Raw genomic sequence first — 25,347 nt, 5'->3', positions numbered from 1 at the left:
AAACACGCATGAGTTTTGTTGAGTGTTTTAATCAGCTAAATTGGGATGATGTGGCTTTGTCTATTCGGGCAAAAACGTCAAAAGAGGTGGAGCGGGCACTGAGTAAAGAAAAGTTGGATCTCGAAGACTTCAAGGCGTTGATATCACCCGTTGCCGAAAGCTATTTGGAAGCGATGGCGCAACGTTCTTATGCTCTTACGCGAAAACGGTTTGGCAATACGGTCTCACTCTATATCCCTCTCTACCTCTCAAACCTGTGTGCCAATGCGTGCACCTACTGTGGTTTTTCAATGGAAAACCGCATTAAGCGTCGCACGCTTAATCAAGTCGAAATTGCCGCAGAAATTGCAGCAATCAAGCGGATGAATTTTGATAGTGTGCTGCTCGTGACTGGTGAACATGAGACAAAAGTCGGCATGAATTACTTTCGTCAAGTTTTGCCGATGATTAAGCAACAGTTCAACTATTTGGCGATGGAAGTGCAACCTTTGCAGCAAGAGCAATACGAGGAACTGATTTCGCTCGGATTGGATGCGGTGATGGTTTACCAAGAAACGTATCATCCGTCGACCTATGCTCAGCATCATCTGCGCGGTAACAAAACCAATTTTGAATTTCGTTTGGAAACCCCCGATCGCCTCGCGCGCGCTGGCATCGACAAAATTGGGATTGGCGCTTTGATTGGTTTGGAGGATTGGCGTACCGACTGTTTTTTTGCCGCTGCGCATCTTGAGTATTTAGAACGCACTTACTGGCAGACGCGCTACTCCATCTCATTTCCTCGTCTTCGACCATGTGCAGTGGCATTACAACCGAAATCGGAGATGACAGATAAGCAATTGGTGCAACTGATTTGTGCCTACCGACTGTTTAACCCTGAGGTAGAGCTCTCTTTGTCCACCCGCGAGTCTGCCTTTTTTAGAGACAATGTCTTACCGCTCGGCATTACGTCAATGTCTGCCGCCTCAAAAACCCAGCCTGGTGGCTATGCAATGGCGGATGTCGAACTGGAGCAATTTGAAATCAGTGATGAGCGCAGTGCTGAGTCAGTGGCGGCGATGATTCGCAGCAAAGGCTTTGAACCTGTTTGGCGTGATTGGCATAGTGCTTATTCAGGGCTACGCAACTGAGCTTGGGACACTAACGCGGATAGAAAGGTGAGTGTTTCACGTGAAACAAAAGGGTTGAGGCAACTGCCTCAACCCTTTTTACTTGTGAACTAATTAGCAAATGACTAATTCGGCACACATTGGCACTGTGTAGGTCGGTGTTAATTGCGAACTAGGTGCTAATTGCGAGCTAATGGCTGCGTTGCGGCTGATAGCCAAGCTTTCACGTCACTATCCACCAATGGGCTGAGCGCGTGCCAAACTTTTTGATGATAATCGTTGAGCCAATTTAGCTCCGCGTCTGTCAGCATATCGACATTAATGTTCCGCTTGTCGATCGGGCATCGAGTCAAGGATTCAAAAGTCAGCACAGGGAAATCCCCTTGTGTTGGCTGCTCGACCACCAACTCCAGATTCTCAATACGGATACCAAATGCATCAGCACGGTAATAGCCCGGTTCATTAGAAAGCACCATGCCGGCCACCAGTGGGACATCAATCTGTCGCTTGGAGATGCTGGCAGGGCCTTCATGCACGCTGAGGAAATGGCCAACACCATGACCGGTGCCGTGATCATAGTCGAATCCTTCTGCCCAAAGATGCTGACGGGCTAACGTATCAATTTGATAACCACGTGTGCCTTTAGGGAAGTGTGCGCTGGCCACACCGATGTGACCTTTCAGTACCAACGTGAACTGTTTGATCATCTCTGCGCTTGGATTACCGATAGCAATTGTACGCGTGATGTCGGTAGTGCCATCCAGATATTGGCCGCCTGAGTCAACCAGATACAGAGTATCCATTTGCAACTGTCCTGGCTTGGGCTGGTTTTCATGATTGTAGTGGCACATGGCAGCATTGCTGCCCGCCGCTGAAATCGTGTCAAAGCTGAGGTCTTTCAGGGTCGGATCTTGGCGGCGAATCGCTTCCAGCTTGTCGGCCAGTGTTGCTTCATCATGCAGGTGACCCGCAGCGACTTCTGCGTCCAGCCAACAAAGGAACTTAGACATTGCCACACCATCACGAACATGACACGCTTTCATGCCAGCAATCTCAACGGCGTTTTTCGCCGCTTTTGGCATCAAGCAAGGATCGGCGGCACTGATTACCTCTGCGCCCGCATTTTGTAGCACCAACTTGAACCAAGCGTTGCTGGTTGCGGGGTCAACCAGCACTTTTTTCCCGCTCAACGCTTGTAGGCGATCCGCGAGTTGCTCTGGGTGATAGACAGTGACACCTTGGCCAACATGTGAGGCAAACTCGCTGGGTAAGCGAGCAGGATCGAGAAAGTAGTCGACGCTGCCATCGTGATGCAAAATCGTGTGTGAAAGCAAAACAGGCAGACGAGAGACATCAAGACCGCGCACATTGAGTAACCAGCAAATGGAATCGAGCGCGGTAATCACCGCACTGTCAGCACCGCTTTGGCTGACAAGCTGGCCAATTTCCTCACGCTTACTAGCACAAGACTGGCCGACCGCTTCGGTTGGCATCAATCTTACCTCAGAAACGATAGGGGCTGGGCGATCGTGCCATAGCTGATCGATCGGGTTGGCGTCCAATATCTTTAGCTGCAACACATCCGCCAGTTTGCTTTGCGCGTTGCTGAGCCAAGTAGCATTGTGCATGCGAGGATCGATCGCCACCGATGCACCACGCGGCAAGTTTGTTTTGAGCCAATCGAGCGCCGGTTCTTCAATCAGGTGGCGATATTCAAAGAGCTCAGCAGGGACTTGTTTGGTCACTTGCACTGTGTAGCGACCGTCAACAAACATCGCTGCTTTTTCTTGTGTGATCAGGGCTGCGCCAGCAGAGCCGGTGAACCCGGTCAACCAGTGTAAGCGTTCGTTGTGCGCAGGGACGTATTCGCCCAGATATTCATCTTCGTGTGGAACGAGTAGGGCGTCGATGTGGTGTTGCACTAACCATTGACGAATGGCGGCAACACGCTCGTGAGTAGCATTATGCATCTGTTGTCTTTCCTTTTATTGTGGCTCCGTTTGCTCAGGTTGGGAGCAGCGCCTTACCTTCCGTGTAAGGACCACAGACCATCGATGAGCCCGGAGGACTATCGGCTGTTAAGCTACTCATTTTATCCCAAGCACGCAAATAAATGGCGAAATTTTTACCTAAGGTGCAGCGTCTTCTGCGTGATCATATTGCGCAGCCAGCTCAGTGCAGGGTCGTTTTCTCTATCACGATGCCAGAATAAGGTATACGCCATTGGGGGGAATTCGATGGGTAGCGGCAGCACTTGCAGATCAAGTTGCTTGGCCGCGAGATGGACGAAGTGGCTCGGCGCGGTGAAGACGAAATCGGTGTAAGAGCAGAGATTGGCTGCGCTATTAAAGTCTGGGACGGTGATAGCAATGTCACGTTCTCGGCCAATATCCGCCAAGCGGTAGTCGAGCAACCAACGCTCGTTGCCGTCACAGCGTACCTGCACGTGACGCAGTGAAAGGTAGCTTTCAAGGCTCCAGCCTTGCTTTAGGGCGGGGTGGTTTTTACGCACCACACACATCTGATTGTCGCGGTAAATCTCTTGTTCGCGAATATCCGCTGGTGGCAGCATGGTCAGTTTGGCGTCGTTGATGTCGATATCTTTGCCTGTGATACCGAGATCGAGTTCGCCGCGCTGCAACATTTTAAAGGTCTGATCTGACCAAGAGTGGGTACTGATGGTGACATTCGGTGCTTGGTGGAAAATCGACGGCAGAAAATGGGGCAAGATCAGCGGGTAAACACTTTCCACTGCGGCGATGCGAAAACGGTATTCGCTGCTGTCAGGATGAAACTGCTCTGGCAAGGTGAGCATCTCTAACTGGTTGATCAGCAGTTCGAGCTTTGGACGCAGGAACAGCGCACGTGCAGTCGGTGTTAAACCGTGCGAGTGGCGGACAAACAGCGGATCGTCAAACTGCTCGCGCAGTTTGGCCAAGGATTTACTCACCGCCGATTGGCTTAAGCAGAGCCGATGCGCGGCTCTAGTCACATTTAGCTCGTCAAACAGCACTTTAAGGCACACCAGCAGATTGAGATCCAAACGCGACAGTTTCTCAATATTCATTCTAGAGTTTCCTTATGAGAATATCAGCGATGATTATATATCATTTCTATTCATATCACGATGTGGATAAACTTCAGCAAAAGTTCTTGTTCAATTTGGAGTGTTTTGTGTCTGTGCAGAGTCAAACTACGAAGATGCAGATGGCATTGTTGACCTTGTTGGTGCTGTTTAGCCCCTTGGCCATTGATATCTATCTGCCCGCTTTACCGCTTATTTCCAATGCCTTTTCCGTAGAGCATGCACTGGCGCAAGACACCATTACCTGGTTTTTGTTTGCTATGGGGGTCGGACAGTTATTCGCTGGCCCGCTGGCAGATAAACTCGGACGGCGAACTGTTGCATTGGGAGGTATCACCATCTACGCGTTGAGCGCTTTATTGGCGTGGAGCGCGCAAAATATCGAGTGGATGTTGGTATCTCGTTTGCTACAAGGCTTAGGTGCGTGTGCAACATCGGTAGCAGCCTTTGCGACAGTTCGCGATATCTTTGGTCCGCAAAAAAGCGGCAAAATGATCAGCTACCTCAATGGCGCGATCTGTTTTATTCCGGCGCTTGCGCCCATTCTCGGCAGTTGGCTCACTCAGCAATTTGGCTGGCGTGCTAACTTCAGTTTTATGGCTGGTTTCGCGCTGGTGGTGGGCACCATGATGTTTTTCAACATGCGTGAAACCAACCCTGCTACGGAAAAACAAGCGGTGTTTAAATTGAGCCGTTACTGGGCGGTGCTGCGTACACCGTCGTTTGTTTTCCATGCCACCTTGTGTTTGTTGGCGATGGCGGTGATTTTGGCTTATGTGACGTCAGCGCCAGTGGTGTTGATGGAAGGCATGGGCCTGAGCATGAACCAGTTTACTTTCTGGTTTGGTGTGAATGCCGTGATTAACATTGCCGCGTGTTTGCTGGCACCGAAATTTATGGATAAATGGGGCACGCACAACACCCTAGTGGTCGGTGTAATGACACTCGGTCTGGCTGGCTTTGTCATGGTGCTGATGGCGAGTAGTGGCACACCCTTCGCCTTCATGCTACCAATCTTCCTCTCTTCGGTCGGGTTCGCTTGGATCTTAGGCGCTGCGGCTGGTAAAGCGCTGGAGCCGTTTGGTGACAAGGCGGGAACCGCGGCCGCGCTATTGGGTCTGTTCCAGATGAGTGGCTCAGGATTTTTAGTAGGTACCATGCAGCGTTTTGAGTTAGAGGCGTCTAATATGATTGCGCTGCAAATGTGGTTGTTATTGCCTGCACTGTTTATTCTCTTTTCAAAAGTAGGTAAAAGTTGGCATACACAAGCAGCAGCTGCTTGAGCTGACGGGCAAAAATAGAGTTTTACTGCTATTCGAACCCGTGTATATTTGTCGTTCACATTTTCCCCGACACTTAACGGAATTTACAGGTAATGTCGTTAACCACTTATGAAATGGCTCGTATTCTTGAACAGATGGAAGAGTCTCCAGAGAAAATCATGTTTGGCAAATTACTCAATGAGCTAGGCAATCAAAGCGAAGAGCGAATTCGCAGTGCGGCGAAACAAGTTCCTCTGCCTGTTCTCAGAGACATCGTCTATCAGTTTCAAAAGGTTATCGAATCTCGTAAAGGAGAGCAGGTAGAAACGATGGCGAAAGAGCTAGCCAAACAAGGCATCTCCGCCGATGAGCTGCTTTCCTACCTGAACAACAAGTCGTTTTGATAAAAAAATCCCCGCCAGTTTGTAGCGGGGATTTTTTTATTCACTGGTTATGTTAATGAGTCAGCGTGCGCCGCACCAGTTGATCGGCGGAGAAGGGGCCAGCGCCCCAAATCATCAACACTAAAATCATCAACCCCCATAGCTGGTGGTCATAAAACCCTTGTTCCCACAGCAGTGGATAAGAGAGCACCGCCACTGCGTTGATGACAAACAGCGCACTCGCTACGACTCGCGTCAACAAGCCAACGGCAAGTAAGACAGGCAGCAACAGTTCTCCTGCTGTGGCGAGATAAGCGGCCAATTGCCAGTGAATCAGCGGCACCTGATATTCCAATTCAAAGAGGTAAAGTGTGCTGTCCCAGTTGGCGATTTTGCTTAGACCGGAGCGGAAAAATACCCAAGCAACGCTAAGGCGTAGCCCCAGCAACAAAAACGGCAGCAAAGCGGTTTGCATCGCAGCTGTGGCGCTATCGTAGCGGGCAAGCAGGCCAGCTAACTTCGAACTCATAACTTTTCCTTTTTCTTTATGGCAGTGAAAAATGGCTGATGACGCCAAGTTCAACCAAGGCGTTTAACTCGGCCAGTAACTCGGCATCTATCGCTGCTAACGCTTTTTGCTGTAATTGCGTGAGCAGCGCAAACGCGGCGGGTGTTAACGGCATGCACTGATAGGAGCGATCTGCAAATACCTGAATGACGCCAGCTTGCGCTTGCTCGATGTGCAAATCGTCAAAGCACTGCTCGTGAATCGCTTGGTGCAGCGAGAACAGCGCGTAATCGGCGGCAAAACAAGCGGCACCAACGGCCAGATGAAAACGCACCTCGCCATGGCGCGCAGGATCAATCTGCGCGAGCGCGTCTAAAGGTTGTGCCTGCGAAGGTTTTCGCGCCTCTTGCCATTGCAACTGGCAAAGTTCGATGGTCCATTCAAAACGGGCAAACTCACGGCAGTAAGGGACCTGTTCAATCACCTGTGGAAATTGCGCTAAGGTTGACTCGAACCCTTCGCCATAGTTCGACACATCGGCTTGGGTTAAGGGCACGCGCAGTACATGTTGCCGCGCAATTTGGGCAAAGCAGGCTTCGCCGAGCAACAAGCGGGTTTTCGGGTAGCTCAGTTCCAGCAACTCGCTTAAACCGATGACGAAGTTGTTGCGATAGATCTGCATCCGCTCATCGGCAGTGAACTGATCGCTGACGATGTCACACGTCTCCCCTGATGCTTGATAGTGTAGAGCGCGGGCGAAACGTTGCTGTAAGTCGGCCAGTCTCATGATGCCTCCTTTGCAAGGCATGACTGAAAGAGCAGGTCGCTTGCTTTGCGCGCTTCGCCTAGCAGCACGTCGGGCGCGGGCAAATCGAGATCCCACTCAATTAAGGTGTGGCGTCGACCATGCTTGGCAATCCACGCTTGATAAAGTTGCCAGACAGCCGGTGAAACGGGTTGGCTGTGGGTATCTATCCATATTTCGCCTTGTGGTAGCGACTTGATGGTAAAGCCAGCCAAATGAATTTCGTCGACACAATCGGCCGGAAGCGCGGCGAGATATTCTTGGCAGTCGAACCCGTGGTTGTACGCCGAAACATACACGTTATTGAGATCGAGCAGTAAACGACAGTCGGTACGGCGCTGCACTTCGGCGAGAAATTGCCACTCGCTGATGGTCGAGTGCTGATAGCGAACGTAACTGGACGGATTCTCCACCAAGATGGCGCGCCCAAGATACTCCTGAACCCTTAGCACATTGCGGCAAAACACCTCGAGAGCTTCTTCAGTGTAAGGCAGTGGCAGCAGATCATTAAAATAGTGCCCGCCGTGTTCGCTCCAACTGAGATGGTCAGAAACAAAGCGCGGTTGTAAATCATCCACCAAGGCTTTCAAACGTTGTAGATGCGAGGAGTCGATGCCATCCACCGAGCCGAGAGATAAACCGATTCCATGACAGCCCAGTTGATAATCGTTGGCCAGTTGGTTGAGTTTTTTCCGCTCTAGCGTGTGTGGGTGAAAGTAATTCTCGCTGTGTATCTCCAGCCAAGAAAGCGGCGGTCGTTGCTGGTAAAAATAGTCAAGATGCGCAAGCCGCAAACCCACCCCAACATCGTCATGGTAAGTATTTGCCATTGTCTGCTCCATTTGCTTGCTAGGGGAAAGAGGAGCTGGGGTTGAGTGCCGAGCTCCTTTCTAATGAGGTGCGTTTGGATTAAGAGGCTTTAGTGCTGCCGCCAGCAAGTTTGTCACACAGGCCTTTTGGCAATACGACAAACGCATCTTTCTGGTTATCTTGTTTTGCGGTGCCAGCACACGAGCTGGATTTAGTCGCGCAGTCATTTTTGCCTGCTTTGGCCACGCCGTAGCATTTCTCTTTTTCCGCTGCCATTGCTGGCGCGGCGGTCAGAAGCGATCCTCCCATTGCGAGCAAACCAGTGACAACGGCAGTAACGGCGAGATTTGAATTTTTCATGATGTGTTCCTTAGACTGATTATTGTACTTAGTGACACAAGCCTGACGCTTGCCATGACTTGCATGGTTAAAAGGACAGCGACGTGGTGAAAAAACTTTCAGGAAAAAATACTATTTTTTAAAAGATCCAGAAAAAACATACTAACTATCTGAAAAAATAGACATAAGCTTTGGCTTGCTCAAAAGTGAATTTTGTCTGAAATGGCAAACTGGTTAGGTTATAATCGGCGTTTCTGTATAAATAACCAGTAGCTCTTATCATGATGGATCCTTCACTTTTACTCGATGGCCTGAACGACAAACAGCGTGAAGCCGTTGCCGCGCCACTTGAAAATCTACTTGTCCTCGCAGGTGCCGGCAGTGGCAAAACCCGCGTTCTGGTGCACCGCATCGCTTGGTTGATGTCGGTGGAGCAAGCGTCGCCGTTTTCGATCATGTCAGTCACCTTCACCAACAAAGCGGCGGCGGAAATGCGCGGCCGTATTGAAGAGTTGATGATGGGCAGTGCCTCGGGTATGTGGAACGGCACCTTTCACGGTATCTGTCATCGCATCTTGCGTGCCCACTATCTCGATGCCAAGTTGCCGGAAGATTTCCAGATCATCGATAGTGACGACCAGCAGCGTTTGCTAAAGCGACTGATCAAAGCGCAAAACTTAGATGAGAAGCAGTGGCCAGCGCGTCAGGTGGCTTGGTGGATCAACGGCAAGAAAGATGAAGGGCTACGTGCAGCGCACATCGATGCTTACCATGATCCGGTGACCAAAACCTATTTGCAGCTTTATGCCACTTATCAAGAAGCGTGCGACCGTGCGGGTTTGGTCGACTTTGCGGAAATTTTGCTGCGCGCCCACGAGCTACTGCGTGAGAAAAAACACATTCGTGAACATTACCAAGCGCGCTTTAAGCACATTTTGGTCGACGAGTTTCAAGATACCAACAACATTCAATACGCTTGGCTGCGCATGATGGCCGGGCCTGAGTGCCATGTGATGATCGTGGGTGACGACGATCAATCTATCTACGGTTGGCGCGGGGCAAAAGTGGAGAATATTGAGAAGTTCACGCTCGAATTTCCAAGTGTTAACACCATCCGCCTTGAGCAAAACTACCGTTCGACTAAAACCATTCTCGACGCGTCGAACGCACTGATTGCCAATAACACCGAGCGATTGGGCAAAAAGCTGTGGACCGATGGCGTGCAAGGCGAACCCATCTCGATCTATTCTGCATACAACGAGCTGGACGAAGCGCGTTTTGCGGTGAGCAAAATCAAAGAGTGGCAAGACAAAGGCGGTGCGCTCAACGATGCGGCGATGCTGTATCGCAATAACGCCCAGTCGCGGGTGCTGGAAGAGGCGTTGATTCAAGCGGGTCTGCCATATCGCATTTACGGCGGCATGCGCTTCTTCGAACGCCAAGAGATCAAAGATGCCCTGAGCTACTTGCGTTTAATTGCCAATCGTAATGACGACGCAGCGTTTGAGCGGGTGGTCAACACCCCGACCCGCGGCTTGGGGGATAAAACGCTGGAAACGGTGCGCTTCGCGGCGCGTGATCGCGGTTGTACCCTGTGGGAAGCGAGTATCGGCCTGATTGAAGAGCGAGTGCTCACTGGTCGCGCCGCAACCGCTTTGGGGCGTTTCATCGAGCTGATTAATGCCTTGGAAGATGACAGCTTTGAGATGCCGCTGCACGTGCAAACTGACCATGTAATCAAATCGTCGGGTCTGTACAGCATGTATGAGCAGGAAAAAGGCGAAAAATCCAAAGCGCGTATTGAGAACTTGGAAGAGCTGGTGACAGCGACGCGTCAGTTTGAAAAGCCGGAAGAAGCACAAGAGATGAGTCTGCTGACCGCCTTTCTTACCCACGCAGCGTTAGAAGCGGGGGAAGGCCAAGCGGACGATTTTGAAGACGCGGTACAACTGATGACCCTGCACAGCGCCAAAGGATTGGAGTTCCCGCTGGTGTTTATGGTCGGGGTGGAAGAGGGCATGTTCCCCAGTCAAATGTCTGCCGAAGAAGCCGGGCGTTTGGAAGAGGAGCGGCGTTTGTGCTACGTCGGTATGACGCGTGCGATGCAAAAACTCTACATCACCTACGCCGAAATGCGCCGCTTATACGGCCAAGATAAGTATCACAAACCGTCACGCTTTATTCGTGAGCTCCCGGAAACTTGCTTAGATGAAGTGCGCATGAAAGCGCAAGTGAGCCGTCCGGCCAGCAGTGGCCGTTTTAGCCAAGCGGCGGTGAAGGACAACTTCAACGAAACCGGATTCTCACTCGGCTCGCGCGTGCGTCATCCTAAGTTTGGCGAAGGCACTATCATCAACTTCGAAGGCAGTGGCGCGCAAGGCCGAGTACAAGTCGCTTTTAATGGTGAAGGGATCAAGTGGTTAGTGACCGCTTACGCGAAACTGGAAAAAATGTGATTGCCCATCAATTGGCTTCAATGACAAACGGCGCAAAACGCGCCGTTTTTTTATGAATGAATTGGATTAACATGGCAAGCAAAGAAAAACCCCGGGAGCGTATGCCCACCGGGGTTATAGTCTTACTTGCAGCAATCCAGCTACGAAAGTGCTCCCTGCATCAAATCCTTGATAGTATGCCGAATCCGTCAGCTTAGTCCTTACGTCGCCATCCTAGCGGTGTCCTTGACCCTATCCTGGTCGACCAACAATCCTCGTTGGTATCCATCACTTGTTCCCTGAGCGGTGTCCCTGACATCATCCTGATGTAAAGTCCTTCCTCTTCCAGAGGTGTCCATTGCCATCCTTAGTCGTAACCATCCTAGTTACGCTTGCGTCCGTTCAATGTCCAGTTTGCTGTCCGTGCCGATTGCTCATCCTGAGTAACCGTGTCTCCTTCCTGAAGACCACCGAATCCTTGGTGATTTCCTGTTCCGTGTCAGCATCCTTCCGACAGGGTCCATATTAGCGTGATTCACTCTGGCAACAAGGCGTGTTTTGGCGTTTTTATGGTTTTATTGATTGAATAATAATTGCGCAAATAATTAATTATCAATGAGTTATCTTGACTTTTATTACCTTGTCGCACGCAGCTTTCGACGTTGGCTTACTCACTTGTGAGAGATCTCTTACAAGTGAGCGAGCAAAACGCTATGCCAAACTGTGCGTTAACCAACTTGAGACGCTGCGGTACAAGATTCCGCTGCCGATTAAGCAGAACAGCACGCCACAAATTCCATCGATATAGACGCTTGCTTGCTGCAAATGTTTTTGTACCCGCGAACCCGAAAGTGCCCAAGCGAGACTGGTAAACCAAGCCAAAGACAGGCTGAACAAGATACCGATCGCCATCGCTTTGCCGCTGAGCGACATGCTGCTGGGGATCAAGCTGGAGAGTAAGCTGACAAAAAACACCAGCGCTTTAGGATTGAGGATATTGGTGGCAAAGCCTTTGAGAAAAGCTTGGCGTTGGTTATTGAGCTGCAATGTTGCTGCGGCGCGTGTGGGTTCGCCGTTGCAAGCCGCTTTGTGGCTTAGCACTGCGCGCAGTGCGCCGATACCGAGATAGAGCAGATAGCTGCCGCCCAAGAGCTGCAACAGGGTATAAAGCAAAGGCTGCTGGTGGACCAGATAGCTGACCCCGGTCAGGCTCAGCAGCGAATGCAGCAAGATGCCAACCGACAGACCCAAAGCAATAAACAGCCCGGTTTGACGGCCGTAACGGGAAGCGTTTTGTACCACCAAGGCGACATCCGGCCCTGGGCTCATTAAAGCGACAAAGTGCACACTGGCTAAGGTGAGTAATACGGTTAGTTCATTCATAAAAGATCTCAATCAATACATCGTGAGACGGATTGTCTCTGACGCAGCAGCCGCGCGCTTGTAAATTATCGACAGCTTAGCGAGAAATTTGCGCTGGAGTTACGCCATAGGTGTGTTTGAAAGCTTTAGTGAAATGCGCTTGATCGTAATAGCCAATTTGATGAGCAACATCGGTGGCCGAGTACCCGGCGTGCAGCAGTTTCATCGCCTGCTCCAAACGCAGGCGGCTAAACCACGCATAGGGAGTAATGCCCATTTGCGCCTTAAATTGGCGCTGGAATTGCGTCGGAGAGAGCTGACAAAGCGCGGCGAGTGTGTCTAAACGCACCGCTTGGTCAAGATGCGTCATCAAATACTCTTTTAAACTGCTCATCGATTTCTGGCCAAGCGGTACCACTTTTTGCCTGCTCAACGATCCATAACGATCAAAAAGCGAGTTAAACCCTTCAAAAGGAAGGCAATCTTTGGTTAGCACACTGAGCTTTTCTTCACGCAGCAAGCTATGTAGGTTGCGTAATTGTAAGAAAATCGCAGGATCGGAGATGATCAACTGATTAAAGCCGATAATTTGACCGTTTTGCTTAAGATCGGCGAGATCACTTAACAGGTGTGGCTCGATCGCAAACACATTGACTTGATAGCCGCTCTCTAGTTTGGCTTCCCCATCGTGCAGCTCATCCGGTGGCATGATCACGATTTGACCGTGGCCGACGTGATGGTGAGAACCTTGATGCTGGAATTTCTGCTCGCCATGGGTAATCAGCCCGATATGGAAATCCAGATGGTAATGCCGCGAGAAGGCAAACTTCTGATATTTCGCATCGATCAGGCTGAGTTGCTCATGATGAGTCGGAATGTAGTGGATCTGTTCCATCAATTGAAAAAAAAGCTTGGTCAGTTTGCGACCAAGCTTATCGACGAATTAGGGGCTTGTCTTGTAAAAAACGATCACTGCGCGGTGGCAGCACGCCTAACGTTACGGTTGTTGCGCAGCCCATCAAAGCTAAAGAGCAGCAACGCTCCCCAGATAAAGGCGAAGGTGATGGCTTTGTCGGAGGTAAATGCTTCGCCATAAATCAGTACGGCGAGCAAAAACATCAAGCTTGGGCCAATGTATTGGAAAAACCCCAAAGTAGAGAGCTTGAGTCGCGTTGCCGCACCGGTAAAGCAGAGTAGGGGTAAGGTGGTGACTACGCCTGCCGCGACCAAGAGGATGTTCAGACTGGCTGGGTTGTCCAGTAGGTTTGACGTCGAGGTAGAGGCAATAAACAGCAAATAGATGGCCGCTGCTGGCAGCATGACCAAGGTTTCGATAAACAAGCCCGTTTGCGCGTCAACGCTGACTTTTTTACGCAGTAGGCCATACACGCCGAAACTCATGGCGAGCGCTATGGCGACGATAGGCACAGAGCCAAACATCACCAACTGCACCAGTACCCCGCAGGCAGCAAGCGCGACAGCGAACCACTGCAATTTGCGCAGCCGCTCACCGAGAAAAATCATCCCGAGCAAGACGTTGAAAAGCGGGTTGATGTAATAGCCCAAGCTTGCGTCAAGCATGTGGTTGGCATTGACCGCCCAGATGAAAATCAGCCAGTTGACCCCGACCAAAATAGCGGTTGAAACCAGATAAAGCATTTTGCTTTTATTGGTGATCACGGCGCTGACGGCACGCCAGTTGCGCCCAAAATGCAGTAAGGCAGCCAATAAGAAGAAAGACCAAACCACGCGGTGACTGAGGATCTCCAGCGCCGAAACGGACGAGATCGATTTGAAATAGATGGGTGCAATGCCCCACATGGTATAAGCGCCGATGGCCAGAAGCACACCTTGGCGTACGCGTTGTTGTTCTTCTATTGTCATTTCGCCTTCACTGTCGTTGTTTCAAAGGATGGGCCAGTATACGAGCGGGCTAAGCAATCACCTAGTATTTTGCGGTTTTATTCACCATCAAACCCCTTTACAATATGCCCTCATTAACGCTCCCAGCCTTGTGCTGGACGTGCACCTCTTTGCAAAACTAACTGAGTATATCCATGACTTCCACGCTGCTTGCTGACCCTGCCGAATTGCCAACGACGCCGCAAAGTGTCTTGCAAGCGGTGTTTGGCTATCAGACCTTCCGTGTCGGCCAGCAGCAGGTGATTGACGCCGCGCTCAACGGGCAAGATAGCCTCGTGATCATGCCGACCGGTGGCGGTAAATCGCTCTGTTACCAGATCCCAGCGTTGGTGCTGCCGGGCATCACTTTAGTGATTTCCCCGCTGATCTCACTGATGAAAGACCAAGTGGATCAACTCAAAGCCAACGGCGTGGCGGCAGAGTGCGTTAACTCAACCATGACACGCGAGGATTTGCTCAGCGTGTATAACCGCATGCACGCTGGCGAGTTGAAGCTGGTGTATACCTCACCGGAACGGGTGCTGATGCGCGATTTTATGGAACGGCTGGAAAATTTGCCGTTGGCGATGATTGCGGTGGATGAGGCGCACTGTATTTCCCAGTGGGGGCATGACTTTCGTCCGGAATACGCGGCGCTTGGCCAGTTAAAGCAACGCTTTGCCCAAGTGCCGTTTATGGCGCTCACTGCCACCGCCGATGACGCTACGCGCAGTGATATTCTTAGCCGTTTGCACCTTAAGCAACCGCACGTTTATCTGGGTAGCTTTGACCGCCCCAACATTCGCTACGATTTGGTCGAAAAACACAAACCCGTTTCGCAAGTGATCCGCTATTTGGAAACGCAAAAAGGCAACTGCGGCATTATCTACTGTGGCAGCCGTAAAAAAGTGGAGATGCTGACCGAGAAGCTGTGCAACAACCATATCCGTGCGGCGGGTTATCACGCCGGTATGGACGCCGATGAGCGTGCCTATGTCCAAGAAGCGTTTCAGCGTGATGATATTCAGATCGTCGTAGCCACGGTCGCGTTTGGTATGGGGATCAACAAGCCCAACGTGCGGTTTGTGGTCCATTTTGACATCCCGCGCAACATTGAATCCTACTATCAGGAAACTGGGCGAGCAGGACGTGATGGCCTGCCAGCCGAAGCGATGATGCTCTACGATCCGGCCGACATTACTTGGCTGCGGCGCATGTTGGATGAGAAAGATGACGGGCCACAAAAGCAGGTGGAGAGCCACAAGCTGAATGCCATGAGTGCGTTTGCCGAAGCGCAGACGTGCCGTCGTCAGGTACTGCTTAACTACTTTGGTGAGTATCGCGACAAGCCGTGCGGCAACTGCGACATTTGCCTTGATCCACCGAAACATTTTGATGCCACCGAAGAGGCGCGCAAAGCACTTTCCTGTGTGTACCGCGTTAACCAAAGCTTCGGTATGGGTTATGTGGTGGAAGTGCTGCGCGGGATGCAAAACATCCGCATTCGAGAAAATGGCCACGACAAAATCACCACCTATGGCCTTGGGCGCGATCACAGTCATGATTATTGGGTCAGTATTTTTCGTCAGTTGATCCACAAAGGGCTGCTGCTGCAAAACATCACTCGCAACTCGACGCTACAACTGACGGAAGAGGCGCGTCCGTTGCTACGCGGGGATGTTGCGCTTGAGTTGGCGGTGCCGCGTTTGGATACCACCGTGCGCAGCGCCAAAGCCGATAAGCTCTCCAACAAACATTACGATAAGAAACTGTTCGCCAAACTGCGCAAACTGCGTAAATCGATCGCCGATGAAGAAGGCCTGCCTCCTTACGTGGTGTTCAGTGATGCGACCTTGATCGATATGGCCGAAATATTGCCGACCTCGTATGGCGAAATGTTGGCGGTGAGTGGGGTGGGGCAGCGCAAGTTGGAAAAATACGCCGATCCGTTTTTAGATTTAATTCAGGAGCACATCACGAATTATGGTTGAGACGCACAAGGAATTTGGATTAGCCGATTATCTGGCCGAAGAGGGGCGTTTGCTGATCACCACGCCGAGCTTTAATCTTGATACGTTTCCTCAACTGGGCGAACGTTTAGTCAAATTACTTTCGGCTCAAGTATTGGAGACGCAGTGGGACGGTGACATCCATAGCTGGCTGATTGACTTTGAAGGGCGGCACTTGTTTCTGAAAGCTGAGCATTACAGTGAAGCGGTGTGGTTTGAATCCTTAAGCGTTGCAGAGAGCCGTGAGGAGATGGATTTTCTGGCGCAACTGTTTCGCCAACAATTTTAGTTGCATCTCCTTCATGCGCAGATAAAAGCGCAGATAAAAGAAAAGGCTTATTTTTGAATAGGATGTTTCACATGAAACCCCCTTTTTTATGGATGCCGGAAAATTTATCGCGCTTAAACGATTGCCTGTTTTTCGTGGCTTGTGTGAAAAACTGATTAAGGTATAATCGCCCGCCGCTGCATTAGCGGCCAGTTTCCTATTTTCTATAACATTGTTGGTAAGAATCGTGTCAGTTTTCTGATGCATTCGATTTGGGTTCCCTCGCCCCCAAACCAAACTAAAAAGGTATCGCATGAGTCACTTTACCCCTGCGCAGCAGCGCAACGCCCTTATCTATCTGGTTTTATTCCATTTAATCATCATTGCTTCCAGTAACTATTTGGTGCAATTGCCCTTTACCGTCTTTGGTTTACACACCACTTGGGGCGCTTTTACGTTCCCATTTATCTTCCTTGCAACCGATCTTACGGTACGTGTGTTTGGCGCAGCTTTGGCAAGAAGAATCATTTTCTTAGTGATGTTGCCTGCACTGGCGGTCTCTTACGTGCTTTCGGTGCTGTTTTTTGAGGGGCAGTTTCAAGGCTTTTCCCATCTGAGTGAGTTTAATCTGTTTGTGGCGCGTATCGCTATCGCCAGCTTTATGGCTTACCTGCTTGGACAGATCATGGATGTGCATGTGTTTAACCGTCTGCGTCAAATGAAGCAGTGGTGGGTTGCGCCAACTTGTTCCACTTTGTTTGGTAACGCGCTCGATACCATCGCCTTTTTTGCCATTGCTTTTTACCAAAGCCCCGATCCGTTTATGGCGGAGCACTGGACGGAAATCGCGCTGGTGGATTACGGTTTTAAATTGGTGATCAGTTTGGGACTCTTTGTGCCCATGTATGGCGTGCTACTCAACTATTTGACCAAGAAACTCACGGCGGTGAATCCGCAATTTACTTTGGCGCAAAGCTCGCGCTAAGAGAAAGAGTCAAGTGCAAAGAAAAAGCCCAAGTGATAACAACTTGGGCTTTTTGCTGTTCAATGTCGATTCAAAGCATTAGTTCGCTTCAATCACCATTGGCCAACCGATGTCAGTCTGGCGATTGGCTTCGGTTTCCAGTTCTGCTGCCGTCAGCGGGTTTTGCGCTAACCAGCCAGCGCTGATTTGCAGCGTGAGTTTGTCGTTTTCGGCGATGAGTGTGATTTGAGGTTCCAGCTCAGGACGGCGACGATGCGACAGCAACACCGCGAGGCGCAGCAAGCGCAGCACGCGTTTGGCGCTGTTGCCGGATAGGGCATGCTGTTCAGGGAGTGACGTAAGCTGATCTCGATAGCGTCTTGCTAGTTCACCGATAAAGAATTTCTGTGCGCGAGTAAAACCCGGCAAATCAAGGTGCTGCAGCAAGTAAGCGCTGTGCTCACCGCCTTTCTTGTAATCGATGGTCAAACCGATTTCGTGCAACTTCGCGGTGGTTTCTAGCAACACTTTGCCTTGAGGCTCGGCTATCCACTCCTCGCCGCCAGCTTGTTCTAGCAAGCGCAGAGCGAGAGACGCTACTTGTTGACCATATTGACTGTCGAGTTGATAGCGAGTTTGTATGCTGGCAATGGTGCGAGAGCGGATGTCGTCTTGACGGAGCTCTTCCATCATTTCGTAGGCGAGCCCTTCACGCAGCGCGCCGCCAGCCAGTGTCATGGCATCGATCTCTAGCAGTTCAAAAACCGCAATTAGAATCGATAAACCGCTAGGAAAGACTAAAGCACGTTCTAAAGTGAGCCCTTCAATTTCCAGCTCTTCGAGATGGTCGGCGAGCATGGCTTGCTTTTGTAGACGCTTGAGCTTGGCGTGAGTAATCACTTCGTCCATGCCCTGCGCCAACATGATCTCTTGTAGCGCTTGGACAGTGCCGGACGCGCCGACACACACATCCCAGCCCAGCTCTTTGTACTGCGCAAGCACCGGTTTGAGGATTTGTTTTGCACCTTCAATGGCGTTGTCAAAGTTGCGCGCATTGAGCTGGCGGTCTTTAAAGAAGTTTTCCAACCACGTCACGCAACCCATGCGCAGACTAGTTAGCGCTTTGGCTTCAAAGCCTTCGCCAATAATCAGCTCGGTACTTGCGCCACCGATGTCCACCACTAGGCGGCGACCACTGCCGCCAGAGGTGTGCGCGACGCCTTTGTAGATCGTCGCTGCTTCTTCTTCGCCGCTGATCACTTCAATCGGATGGCCGAGGATCTGGTTAGCCTTTTGTAAGAAGAGATCCACATTGGTTGCCGTTCGCAGGGTCGCTGTGCCGACAATGCGAATGTTCTCTGCCGGAATATCTTGCAGCCTTTCTGCAAACAGGCTCAGGCAGTCCCATCCACGCTGCATCGCTTCCATGCTGAGCGCATGGTGTTCATCTAGGCCCGCAGCAAGGCGAACTTTGCGCTTGATTTTGGCCATAGTCTGAACGCTGCCATCGATATGACGCACAACGAGCATATGAAAACTGTTCGACCCGAGGTCGATGGCGGCATAGAGCGGTGATGTTCCTGTCTGGCTCATAAACGGTTTAGGCTTCCCTTGGTTGGCGAGGTCCGCGCGGACGGCGGTTGTTTGACTTTCTGTCTCCAGAACGTGCGCCGCTGGTGTTGGTTCGGCGCTGTTGCGAACGCGCTGATGGGGTGCGAACGGGCGCTGGGAGATCTTTGATCAGCGCGTCGTGGTCATATTCAGAAACCGGTATCGCGTGTTCAATGTACTCTTCAATCGCTGGCAGGTTAATCGCGTACTCTTCACAAGCAAAGCTAATCGAATGACCACTCTCGCCAGCACGGCCTGTACGGCCAATACGGTGAACGTAGTCTTCGCAATCGTCAGGCAGATCGTAGTTAAACACGTGCGTGACTTGTGGGATGTGTAAGCCACGTGCCGCGACATCGGTGGCGACCAGAATGTCTACCGCGCCTTGGGTAAATTGCTCAAGAATTTTTTCGCGTTTCTTCTGTGGTACATCACCAGTCAGTAGGCCAACACGGTGGTTGTCGCCCGCCAGATGAGCCCAAATCGATTCACAGCGATGCTTGGTGTTGGCAAAGACGATCGCACGATCTGGCCATTCTTCTTCAATCAGCGTTTGTAGCAGGGCCATTTTGTCTTCATTAGAAGGATAGAACAGCTCTTCTTGAATGCGATGACCTGTTTTTTGTGCCGGTTCCACCACCACATGCGCAGGATTGTGCATGTGCTCAAATGCCAGCTCTTGCACGCGGTAAGAGAGTGTCGCAGAGAACAACATGTTCAAACGTTCTTGTGGTGCTGGCATACGGCGGAACAAGAAACGGATGTCTTTAATAAAGCCAAGATCGAACATGCGATCTGCTTCATCCAACACCACGGCTTGAATGTTGTTTAAGCCGAATACGCGCTGTTTGTAGAAGTCAATAATACGGCCTGTCGTGCCGATCAACACATCCACGCCGTCTTGCAGTTTTGCGAGTTGCTTATCGTAGCTTTCGCCGCCGTAAGCTAGTGCCGCTTTGATCCCTGTGCTGGCGATCAAAGGTTCGGCATCGTTGTAAATCTGGATAGCCAGTTCACGCGTTGGCGCCATGATAATCGCACGCGGCTGGGTTGGCTGACGGCCTTCATGTGCTGGCGTAGTCAGGAGATGGTTAAAGGTAGCAGTAAGAAACGCGAGCGTTTTACCAGTCCCAGTTTGGGCCTGGCCTGCGATGTCTTGGCCGGAGAGCAGTACCGGCAGCGCCAAGGCTTGGATCGGGGTACAAAACTCAAACCCTTTTTTGTCCAATCCTTCAATAACTTGCGGATGCAACCCGAAGTCGGCGAACTTTTGCTCTGTGATATGCGTCTTTTTCATCGCTATAGAATATCAGCTAAAGCTTGCATTAAGAAAGCAAATACATTCCAATAGACCATCAAATTACTGGTTATCACCCAACCAGTTTCAAAAAAACACATTGGAGTGGAAGATGAGTGATAAGATTTTGCAGCTGACTGACGAAGGTTTTGAAAATGACGTTCTTAAGGCTGCAGGCCCGGTACTGGTAGACTTTTGGGCAGAATGGTGTGGTCCTTGTAAGATGATTGCGCCGATTCTGGACGAAGTTGCTGAAGAGTACGAAGGCAAACTCACTATCGGTAAACTAAATATCGACCATAATGCAGGCACACCACCTAAATTCGGCATTCGCGGTATTCCAACCCTGCTGTTGTTCAAAGACGGCAGCGTGGCAGCGACAAAAGTGGGTGCGCTATCGAAAACTCAATTGAAAGAGTTCTTGGATGCAAACCTATAATCCATAAGTGGTTAGAAACGAAACCGTGCAGAATCTCAAATGCACGGTTTTGTTTTTTTCAAACTCTGGACTAGGATTATTTTTAGTGCTAATTTATCGCACGTTAATTAAACAACTTTCTCTTCTTGGTCGATCCTGAGACCAAATCCATCTTAACTAGAAAATAGATCTTATTTTGACTAAACAAGAATCCACCACCATGAATCTTACCGAATTGAAAAACATCCCGGTATCCGACCTGGTTAAGCTTGGCGAAAGCTTAGGTCTGGAAAACCTGGCACGTTTACGTAAACAAGACATCATCTTCGCAATCCTAAAAGCACACGCAAAAAGTGGCGAAGATATTTTTGGCGATGGGGTTCTGGAAATTCTGCAAGACGGATTTGGTTTCCTACGTAGTGCAGACAGTTCGTACTTGGCGGGTCCGGATGATATTTATGTATCACCAAGCCAGATTCGTCGTTTTAACTTGCGCACGGGCGATTCGATCGCAGGCAAAATTCGTCCACCAAAAGATGGCGAACGTTATTTTGCCTTGCTGAAAGTCAACACGGTTAACGATGATCGACCAGACAACGCACGTAATAAAATCCTGTTTGAAAACTTAACTCCTCTGCACGCCAATGAGCGTATGGTGATGGAGCGCGGTAATGGCTCGACAGAAGATATCACCGCTCGTGTTCTCGATTTGGCATCGCCGATTGGTAAAGGTCAGCGTGGTTTGATTGTGGCACCGCCAAAAGCGGGCAAAACCATGCTGCTACAAAACATCGCACAGAGCATTACTTACAACCACCCTGAATGTGTGTTGATGGTGCTGCTGATTGATGAGCGTCCAGAAGAAGTAACCGAAATGCAGCGCCTAGTAAAAGGCGAGGTGGTGGCTTCGACGTTTGATGAGCCAGCTTCTCGTCACGTGCAAGTGGCTGAGATGGTCATCGAAAAAGCGAAACGCTTGGTGGAACACAAGAAAGATGTAGTGATTCTGCTGGATTCGATTACTCGTCTTGCGCGTGCATACAACACCGTTGTGCCTTCTTCGGGTAAAGTACTCACTGGTGGTGTGGATGCGAACGCGCTGCATCGTCCTAAGCGTTTCTTCGGTGCGGCACGTAATGTGGAAGAAGGCGGTAGCCTGACCATTATCGCAACGGCGCTAGTGGATACGGGTTCTAAGATGGACGAAGTGATCTACGAAGAGTTTAAAGGTACAGGTAACATGGAACTGCACCTTAACCGTAAGATTGCTGAGAAGCGAGTCTTCCCTGCGATTGATTTCAACCGCTCAGGTACTCGTCGTGAAGAACTCCTGACCAAGAGCGATGAACTGCAGAAAATGTGGATTCTGCGCAAGATTGTTCATCCGATGGGCGAGTCTGACGCGATGGAATTCTTGATCGACAAGTTGGCGATGACCAAAACTAACGACGAGTTCTTTGACGCCATGCGTCGCCAGTAATTGGTTGACAATAAAAACGCCACTGTCCGCAGTGGCGTTTTTGTTTGCAATTCCACCGAGAACTCTTCAGAATGGATGAAAATGTTATCGGGAGGTTAACATGCAACAAGGAATGTTGTCTTCGCTACTCCTGAGTACGTCACTTCTTTTCGGTCCTGTACATGTGTCTGCTCAGGAAATGCAGACAGAGACCGCACAGCAGTGGCTTCAGGACGAACAAGTTCACAGTAAAGTCGCTGAACTGCTAGAGTATGTCGCTCGAGATCAAACCCACGAACTGAAGTTCGCATTGGAGCGTTTAGCTCTGCCCCAACAAGAAGCCGCCCGTTTTCTTTTGCTCGATAAACTGGAGAAGCAAGACGTTATTTTAACGCCCAGAATGGCGATTTTTGTTGAATCTCAAATCAAAATGATCCCGAGCTACCAAGTGGTTGAAAAAGGTGATGGCTATGAGTTTACCGTTCCTGCTTTCAATTATCCCGCTGTTGCTAATCGCTTGTTGAAACGTTGGAAACAGGATCAAACCACATTGGATTTCATTCTCGCCGCCGAGCGCGGTGAATTGCAGTTGCAAACTTGGTTGACGGGGTCGCAACCCGTAGTGCAAATGCGAGAAGCGCTGTTGATCCGAGAGTTGGATAGCTTATCACCGGAGGCGTTAGACGGTTTGGTAAAGCAATTGACCGCCACGCCGTTGACCACTTGGCTGCCCCCTTCTCCCGTGGTGGTTCGTCTTGCTCAAGTCAGTGAAGAAGCCGAAGTGTACAATCTTTTATGGCGTATGAAGGCGGATCACGTCAGTCAGAATGAATTAGAGCGCCTCGCCTCGGTGGGCGATGACTTTTCTTGGCGGCAAATCATGTCTTCAACGCAAAATCCCAGCTTGAAAGCGCAGGCGATCACCTTACTCACCAAAGCCAACCCTTTAACTGCTGAAGTGAAACAGTTTTTGATTACCAGAATGGCTCTGCCAGACGACGCGCCTTTAGTGGCGAGAGAGCTAGCGAAACAAGGACACTCAAGTTGGCTGGAAGAGGTGATAGCAGGCAACAACCGCATAAAGCGTGGGTTGATTTTACAGGCGTTGCAGTAGCCAAGGCGAAAAGAGTAATAAAATCACCTCGCAGCGGAATACGATTTGTTATACTGCGGCAAGTTTAATCACTTTACGCAAAAGACCTATGAGTTTTAAGGATTTACGTGAATTTCTTGACCATCTTGAACGACATGGTCAACTGAAGCGCATTACCCACCCTGTCGACCCCGCCTATGAAATGACAGAAATCAGCGATCGCACGCTGCGTGCGGCGGGGCCTGCACTGCTGTTTGAAAACCCGATTGGCTATCGTGTTCCTGTGCTCACCAATCTGTTTGGTACGCCAGAGCGTGTCGCCATGGGCATGGGGCGAAGCGAGGTAAAAGAGCTACGTGAAGTTGGGAAATTGCTGGCTTACCTCAAAGAGCCTGAACCGCCGCGCGGCTTTAAAGATGCACTTGGTAAGATCCCACTGTTCAAGCAAGTGCTCAATATGCCAGCCAAAAAGCTGCGTAAAGCGCCGTGCCAAGAGATAGTTTGGCAGGGAGATGAGGTTGACCTAGACAAGATCCCAGTCATGAGTTGCTGGGCTGAAGATGTCGCGCCCTTACTCACTTGGGGGCTCACTGTCACTCGAGGTCCATACAAAAAGCGGCAAAATCTGGGCATTTATCGGCAGCAGAAAATCGCTAAGAACAAAATCATCATGCGCTGGCTTGCTCATCGTGGTGGTGCCTTGGATCTGCGTGATTGGATGGAGGCAAACCCAGGCCAACCTTTTCCTGTGTCGGTGGCGTTTGGTGCTGATCCAGCGACGATTCTTGGCGCGGTGACGCCAGTACCAGACACTCTATCAGAGTACGCTTTCGCGGGCCTGTTGCGTGGCAGTAAAACCGAAGTGGTCCAATCGATCAGTAATGACTTGGAAGTGCCTGCCAGTGCGGAAATTGTTCTGGAAGGCTACATTGACCCGAATGAATTTGCCGATGAAGGTCCATACGGCGATCATACGGGCTACTACAACGAAAAAGAGCAGCATCACGTCTTTACCATTACGCACATCACCATGCGTCGCGATCCTATCTATCACAGCACTTACACTGGGCGTCCACCCGATGAGCCTGCTGTGCTCGGTGTGGCACTCAATGAAGTGTTTGTGCCGATCTTACAAAAGCAGTTTCCAGAGATTGAAGATTTCTATCTACCGCCCGAAGGCTGCTCGTATCGCATGGCCGTGGTGACGATGAAAAAGCAGTATCCGGGGCATGCTAAGCGGGTGATGATGGGAGTGTGGTCTTTCCTGCGTCAGTTTATGTATACCAAGTTCGTGATAGTGTGCGACGAATCGGTTAACGCACGCGATTGGAATGAGGTCGTCAAAGCGATGACTGAACATATGGACCCTGTGCGAGATACCTTGATGATCGATAACACACCGATTGATTCACTCGACTTTGCTTCGCCAGTGGTCGGTCTGGGGTCAAAAATGGGGCTGGATGCAACGATAAAGTGGCCGGCTGAACTGGCCACGCGAACGCCAGTACTGGAGCGAGAAAGCCACGCGATGGCTGAATGCGACTTATTGGCGCTGAAACAACAGCACCCAGAAATCGTTGACCTTTATCTTCCTCCTAGTGCTAACCATCAATTTGTTATTGCGTCGATGAAAAAAGAGCGAGCTGGTCAGTCTCAAACGTTGCTGAAACATCTGTGGGATTTCTTTGTTCCCTATGCAGATATCAAGTTTATTATCTTGTGTGATGATGACGTTAATGTTCAAGATTGGCGCGACATCATTTGGGCGGTAACCACACGTATGGATCCACTCAGAGACACGGCGCAAATTAAGTGCTCTGGCTCCTCGAAATTGGGGCTGGATGCGACCAACAAATTTGCCCCAGAGGTTGTACGAGAGTGGGGCAGCCCGATTAAAAAAGATCCGCAACTTGTGGCTAAAATCGATGCGATTTGGCACGAGTTAGGTATTCTATGAGCCATCAAGTCCACCTTCTGCCAATGAACGTCACATTCATCGTGTTGGAAGGTGAAACGGTGTTGGAAGCGGCGCTCAACAATAATATTCGCTTCCCGCATCGTTGCCAAATCGGCGCTTGCGCAATGTGCATGTGCCGAAAACTCTCGGGTGAGGTGAGTTATCACCTCGAACCCATGCTAACCAATAAAGAGCAGCAGCAAGGCTGGATTTTTCCTTGCCAAGCCTACGCAGAAAGTAATTTAGTGCTTACTTTTGAAGAGTAAGCAAG

General features: G+C 50.4%; 23 protein-coding genes. 12 read left to right on the top strand and 11 right to left on the bottom strand.

Annotated features, from left to right (window positions below):
- Window positions 1–8 precede the first annotated feature (8 nt).
- Window positions 9–1,130, top strand: coding sequence for a 2-iminoacetate synthase ThiH (thiH, locus tag I3X05_RS16385; RefSeq protein ID WP_337970860.1), 1,122 nt, complete (start codon window positions 9–11; stop codon window positions 1,128–1,130).
- Between the two features lie 158 nt (window positions 1,131–1,288).
- Here the strand turns inward: thiH and I3X05_RS16380 are convergent, their stop codons facing one another.
- Both I3X05_RS16380 and I3X05_RS16375 read right to left on the bottom strand, forming a co-directional pair.
- Window positions 1,289–3,079, bottom strand: coding sequence for an aminopeptidase P family protein (locus I3X05_RS16380; protein ID WP_045569271.1), 1,791 nt, complete (start codon window positions 3,077–3,079; stop codon window positions 1,289–1,291).
- A 155-nt stretch (window positions 3,080–3,234) separates the two neighbouring features.
- Window positions 3,235–4,176, bottom strand: coding sequence for a LysR family transcriptional regulator (locus tag I3X05_RS16375; RefSeq protein ID WP_039440471.1), 942 nt, complete (start codon window positions 4,174–4,176; stop codon window positions 3,235–3,237).
- Between the two features lie 134 nt (window positions 4,177–4,310).
- Here I3X05_RS16375 and I3X05_RS16370 point away from each other — a divergent pair, with 134 nt between their 5' ends.
- Both I3X05_RS16370 and I3X05_RS16365 read left to right on the top strand, forming a co-directional pair.
- Complete coding sequence (locus I3X05_RS16370) at window positions 4,311–5,477, top strand: multidrug effflux MFS transporter (protein WP_337971200.1); 1,167 nt, start codon at window positions 4,311–4,313, stop codon at window positions 5,475–5,477.
- Window positions 5,478–5,569: 92 nt separating this feature from the next.
- Window positions 5,570–5,860 (top strand): hypothetical protein, encoded by a 291-nt coding sequence (locus I3X05_RS16365; RefSeq protein WP_337970859.1) that lies wholly within the window; start codon window positions 5,570–5,572, stop codon window positions 5,858–5,860.
- A gap of 52 nt (window positions 5,861–5,912) precedes the next feature.
- Here the strand turns inward: I3X05_RS16365 and I3X05_RS16360 are convergent, their stop codons facing one another.
- From I3X05_RS16360 to I3X05_RS16345, 4 genes are all read right to left on the bottom strand, one after another.
- On the bottom strand, window positions 5,913–6,368 hold the full coding sequence (locus I3X05_RS16360) for a DoxX family protein (RefSeq protein ID WP_045569269.1): 456 nt from the start codon (window positions 6,366–6,368) through the stop codon (window positions 5,913–5,915).
- A gap of 16 nt (window positions 6,369–6,384) precedes the next feature.
- Window positions 6,385–7,134, bottom strand: a complete 750-nt coding sequence (locus I3X05_RS16355) for a DNA-binding domain-containing protein (RefSeq protein WP_337970858.1) — start codon at window positions 7,132–7,134, stop codon at window positions 6,385–6,387.
- On the bottom strand, window positions 7,131–7,982 hold the full coding sequence (locus I3X05_RS16350; RefSeq protein ID WP_045569267.1) for a DUF692 domain-containing protein: 852 nt from the start codon (window positions 7,980–7,982) through the stop codon (window positions 7,131–7,133). Before I3X05_RS16350 ends, I3X05_RS16355 begins: the two co-directional genes overlap by 4 nt.
- 79 nt (window positions 7,983–8,061) lie before the next feature.
- On the bottom strand, window positions 8,062–8,322 hold the full coding sequence (locus I3X05_RS16345; RefSeq protein WP_045569266.1) for a DUF2282 domain-containing protein: 261 nt from the start codon (window positions 8,320–8,322) through the stop codon (window positions 8,062–8,064).
- Window positions 8,323–8,582: 260 nt separating this feature from the next.
- On the opposite strand from I3X05_RS16345, the gene uvrD reads away from it, so the two are divergent.
- Complete coding sequence (gene uvrD / locus I3X05_RS16340; RefSeq protein WP_193168088.1) at window positions 8,583–10,757, top strand: DNA helicase II; 2,175 nt, start codon at window positions 8,583–8,585, stop codon at window positions 10,755–10,757.
- A 690-nt stretch (window positions 10,758–11,447) separates the two neighbouring features.
- Here uvrD and I3X05_RS16335 read toward each other — a convergent pair.
- From I3X05_RS16335 to rarD, 3 genes are all read right to left on the bottom strand, one after another.
- The gene (locus tag I3X05_RS16335) at window positions 11,448–12,119 is read right to left on the bottom strand and encodes a LysE family translocator (RefSeq protein WP_045569264.1); all 672 of its coding nucleotides are present in this window, start codon (window positions 12,117–12,119) and stop codon (window positions 11,448–11,450) included.
- 76 nt (window positions 12,120–12,195) lie between these two features.
- Complete coding sequence (locus tag I3X05_RS16330; protein ID WP_193158084.1) at window positions 12,196–12,993, bottom strand: helix-turn-helix transcriptional regulator; 798 nt, start codon at window positions 12,991–12,993, stop codon at window positions 12,196–12,198.
- Between the two features lie 74 nt (window positions 12,994–13,067).
- Window positions 13,068–13,982 (bottom strand): EamA family transporter RarD, encoded by a 915-nt coding sequence (rarD, locus tag I3X05_RS16325; RefSeq protein ID WP_193158085.1) that lies wholly within the window; start codon window positions 13,980–13,982, stop codon window positions 13,068–13,070.
- A gap of 173 nt (window positions 13,983–14,155) precedes the next feature.
- Between rarD and recQ the strand changes: the two genes are divergently transcribed.
- The 3 genes from recQ (at window position 14,156) to I3X05_RS16310 (ending at window position 17,262) form a co-directional block, all read left to right on the top strand.
- The gene (gene recQ / locus I3X05_RS16320) at window positions 14,156–15,991 is read left to right on the top strand and encodes an ATP-dependent DNA helicase RecQ (RefSeq protein WP_045569261.1); all 1,836 of its coding nucleotides are present in this window, start codon (window positions 14,156–14,158) and stop codon (window positions 15,989–15,991) included.
- Window positions 15,984–16,298 (top strand): DUF3630 family protein, encoded by a 315-nt coding sequence (locus I3X05_RS16315; protein ID WP_039422217.1) that lies wholly within the window; start codon window positions 15,984–15,986, stop codon window positions 16,296–16,298. The genes recQ and I3X05_RS16315 overlap by 8 nt, the downstream gene beginning before the upstream one ends.
- Before the next feature lie 292 nt (window positions 16,299–16,590).
- Window positions 16,591–17,262, top strand: coding sequence for a 7-cyano-7-deazaguanine/7-aminomethyl-7-deazaguanine transporter (locus I3X05_RS16310; RefSeq protein ID WP_039437597.1), 672 nt, complete (start codon window positions 16,591–16,593; stop codon window positions 17,260–17,262).
- A 78-nt stretch (window positions 17,263–17,340) separates the two neighbouring features.
- Here I3X05_RS16310 and gppA read toward each other — a convergent pair whose 3' ends face one another.
- Both gppA and rhlB read right to left on the bottom strand, forming a co-directional pair.
- A complete protein-coding gene (gene gppA, locus I3X05_RS16305; RefSeq protein ID WP_039439413.1) occupies window positions 17,341–18,834 on the bottom strand; it encodes a guanosine-5'-triphosphate,3'-diphosphate diphosphatase in 1,494 nt (497 codons plus the stop codon).
- 7 nt (window positions 18,835–18,841) lie between these two features.
- Window positions 18,842–20,149, bottom strand: coding sequence for an ATP-dependent RNA helicase RhlB (rhlB, locus tag I3X05_RS16300; RefSeq protein WP_045569260.1), 1,308 nt, complete (start codon window positions 20,147–20,149; stop codon window positions 18,842–18,844).
- Between the two features lie 112 nt (window positions 20,150–20,261).
- Here rhlB and trxA point away from each other — a divergent pair, with 112 nt between their 5' ends.
- From trxA to I3X05_RS16275, 5 genes are all read left to right on the top strand, one after another.
- Window positions 20,262–20,588 carry a thioredoxin TrxA gene (gene trxA, locus I3X05_RS16295; RefSeq protein WP_045569259.1) on the top strand — a complete coding sequence of 109 codons (327 nt, stop codon included), beginning with the start codon at window positions 20,262–20,264 and terminating at the stop codon, window positions 20,586–20,588.
- 199 nt (window positions 20,589–20,787) lie between these two features.
- Complete coding sequence (gene rho / locus I3X05_RS16290) at window positions 20,788–22,047, top strand: transcription termination factor Rho (RefSeq protein WP_045569258.1); 1,260 nt, start codon at window positions 20,788–20,790, stop codon at window positions 22,045–22,047.
- Window positions 22,048–22,147: 100 nt separating this feature from the next.
- Window positions 22,148–23,140 (top strand): hypothetical protein, encoded by a 993-nt coding sequence (locus tag I3X05_RS16285; protein WP_045569257.1) that lies wholly within the window; start codon window positions 22,148–22,150, stop codon window positions 23,138–23,140.
- Window positions 23,141–23,228: 88 nt separating this feature from the next.
- Window positions 23,229–25,076 carry a 4-hydroxy-3-polyprenylbenzoate decarboxylase gene (gene ubiD, locus I3X05_RS16280; protein ID WP_045569256.1) on the top strand — a complete coding sequence of 616 codons (1,848 nt, stop codon included), beginning with the start codon at window positions 23,229–23,231 and terminating at the stop codon, window positions 25,074–25,076.
- Window positions 25,073–25,342, top strand: a complete 270-nt coding sequence (locus I3X05_RS16275; RefSeq protein ID WP_045569255.1) for a 2Fe-2S iron-sulfur cluster-binding protein — start codon at window positions 25,073–25,075, stop codon at window positions 25,340–25,342. Before ubiD ends, I3X05_RS16275 begins: the two co-directional genes overlap by 4 nt.
- The last annotated feature ends 5 nt before the right edge of the window (window positions 25,343–25,347 follow it).

This window comes from Vibrio navarrensis, assembly GCF_015767675.1.
Lineage (GTDB): Bacteria > Pseudomonadota > Gammaproteobacteria > Enterobacterales > Vibrionaceae > Vibrio.
This window is presented reverse-complemented; position numbering and strand designations above follow the sequence as displayed.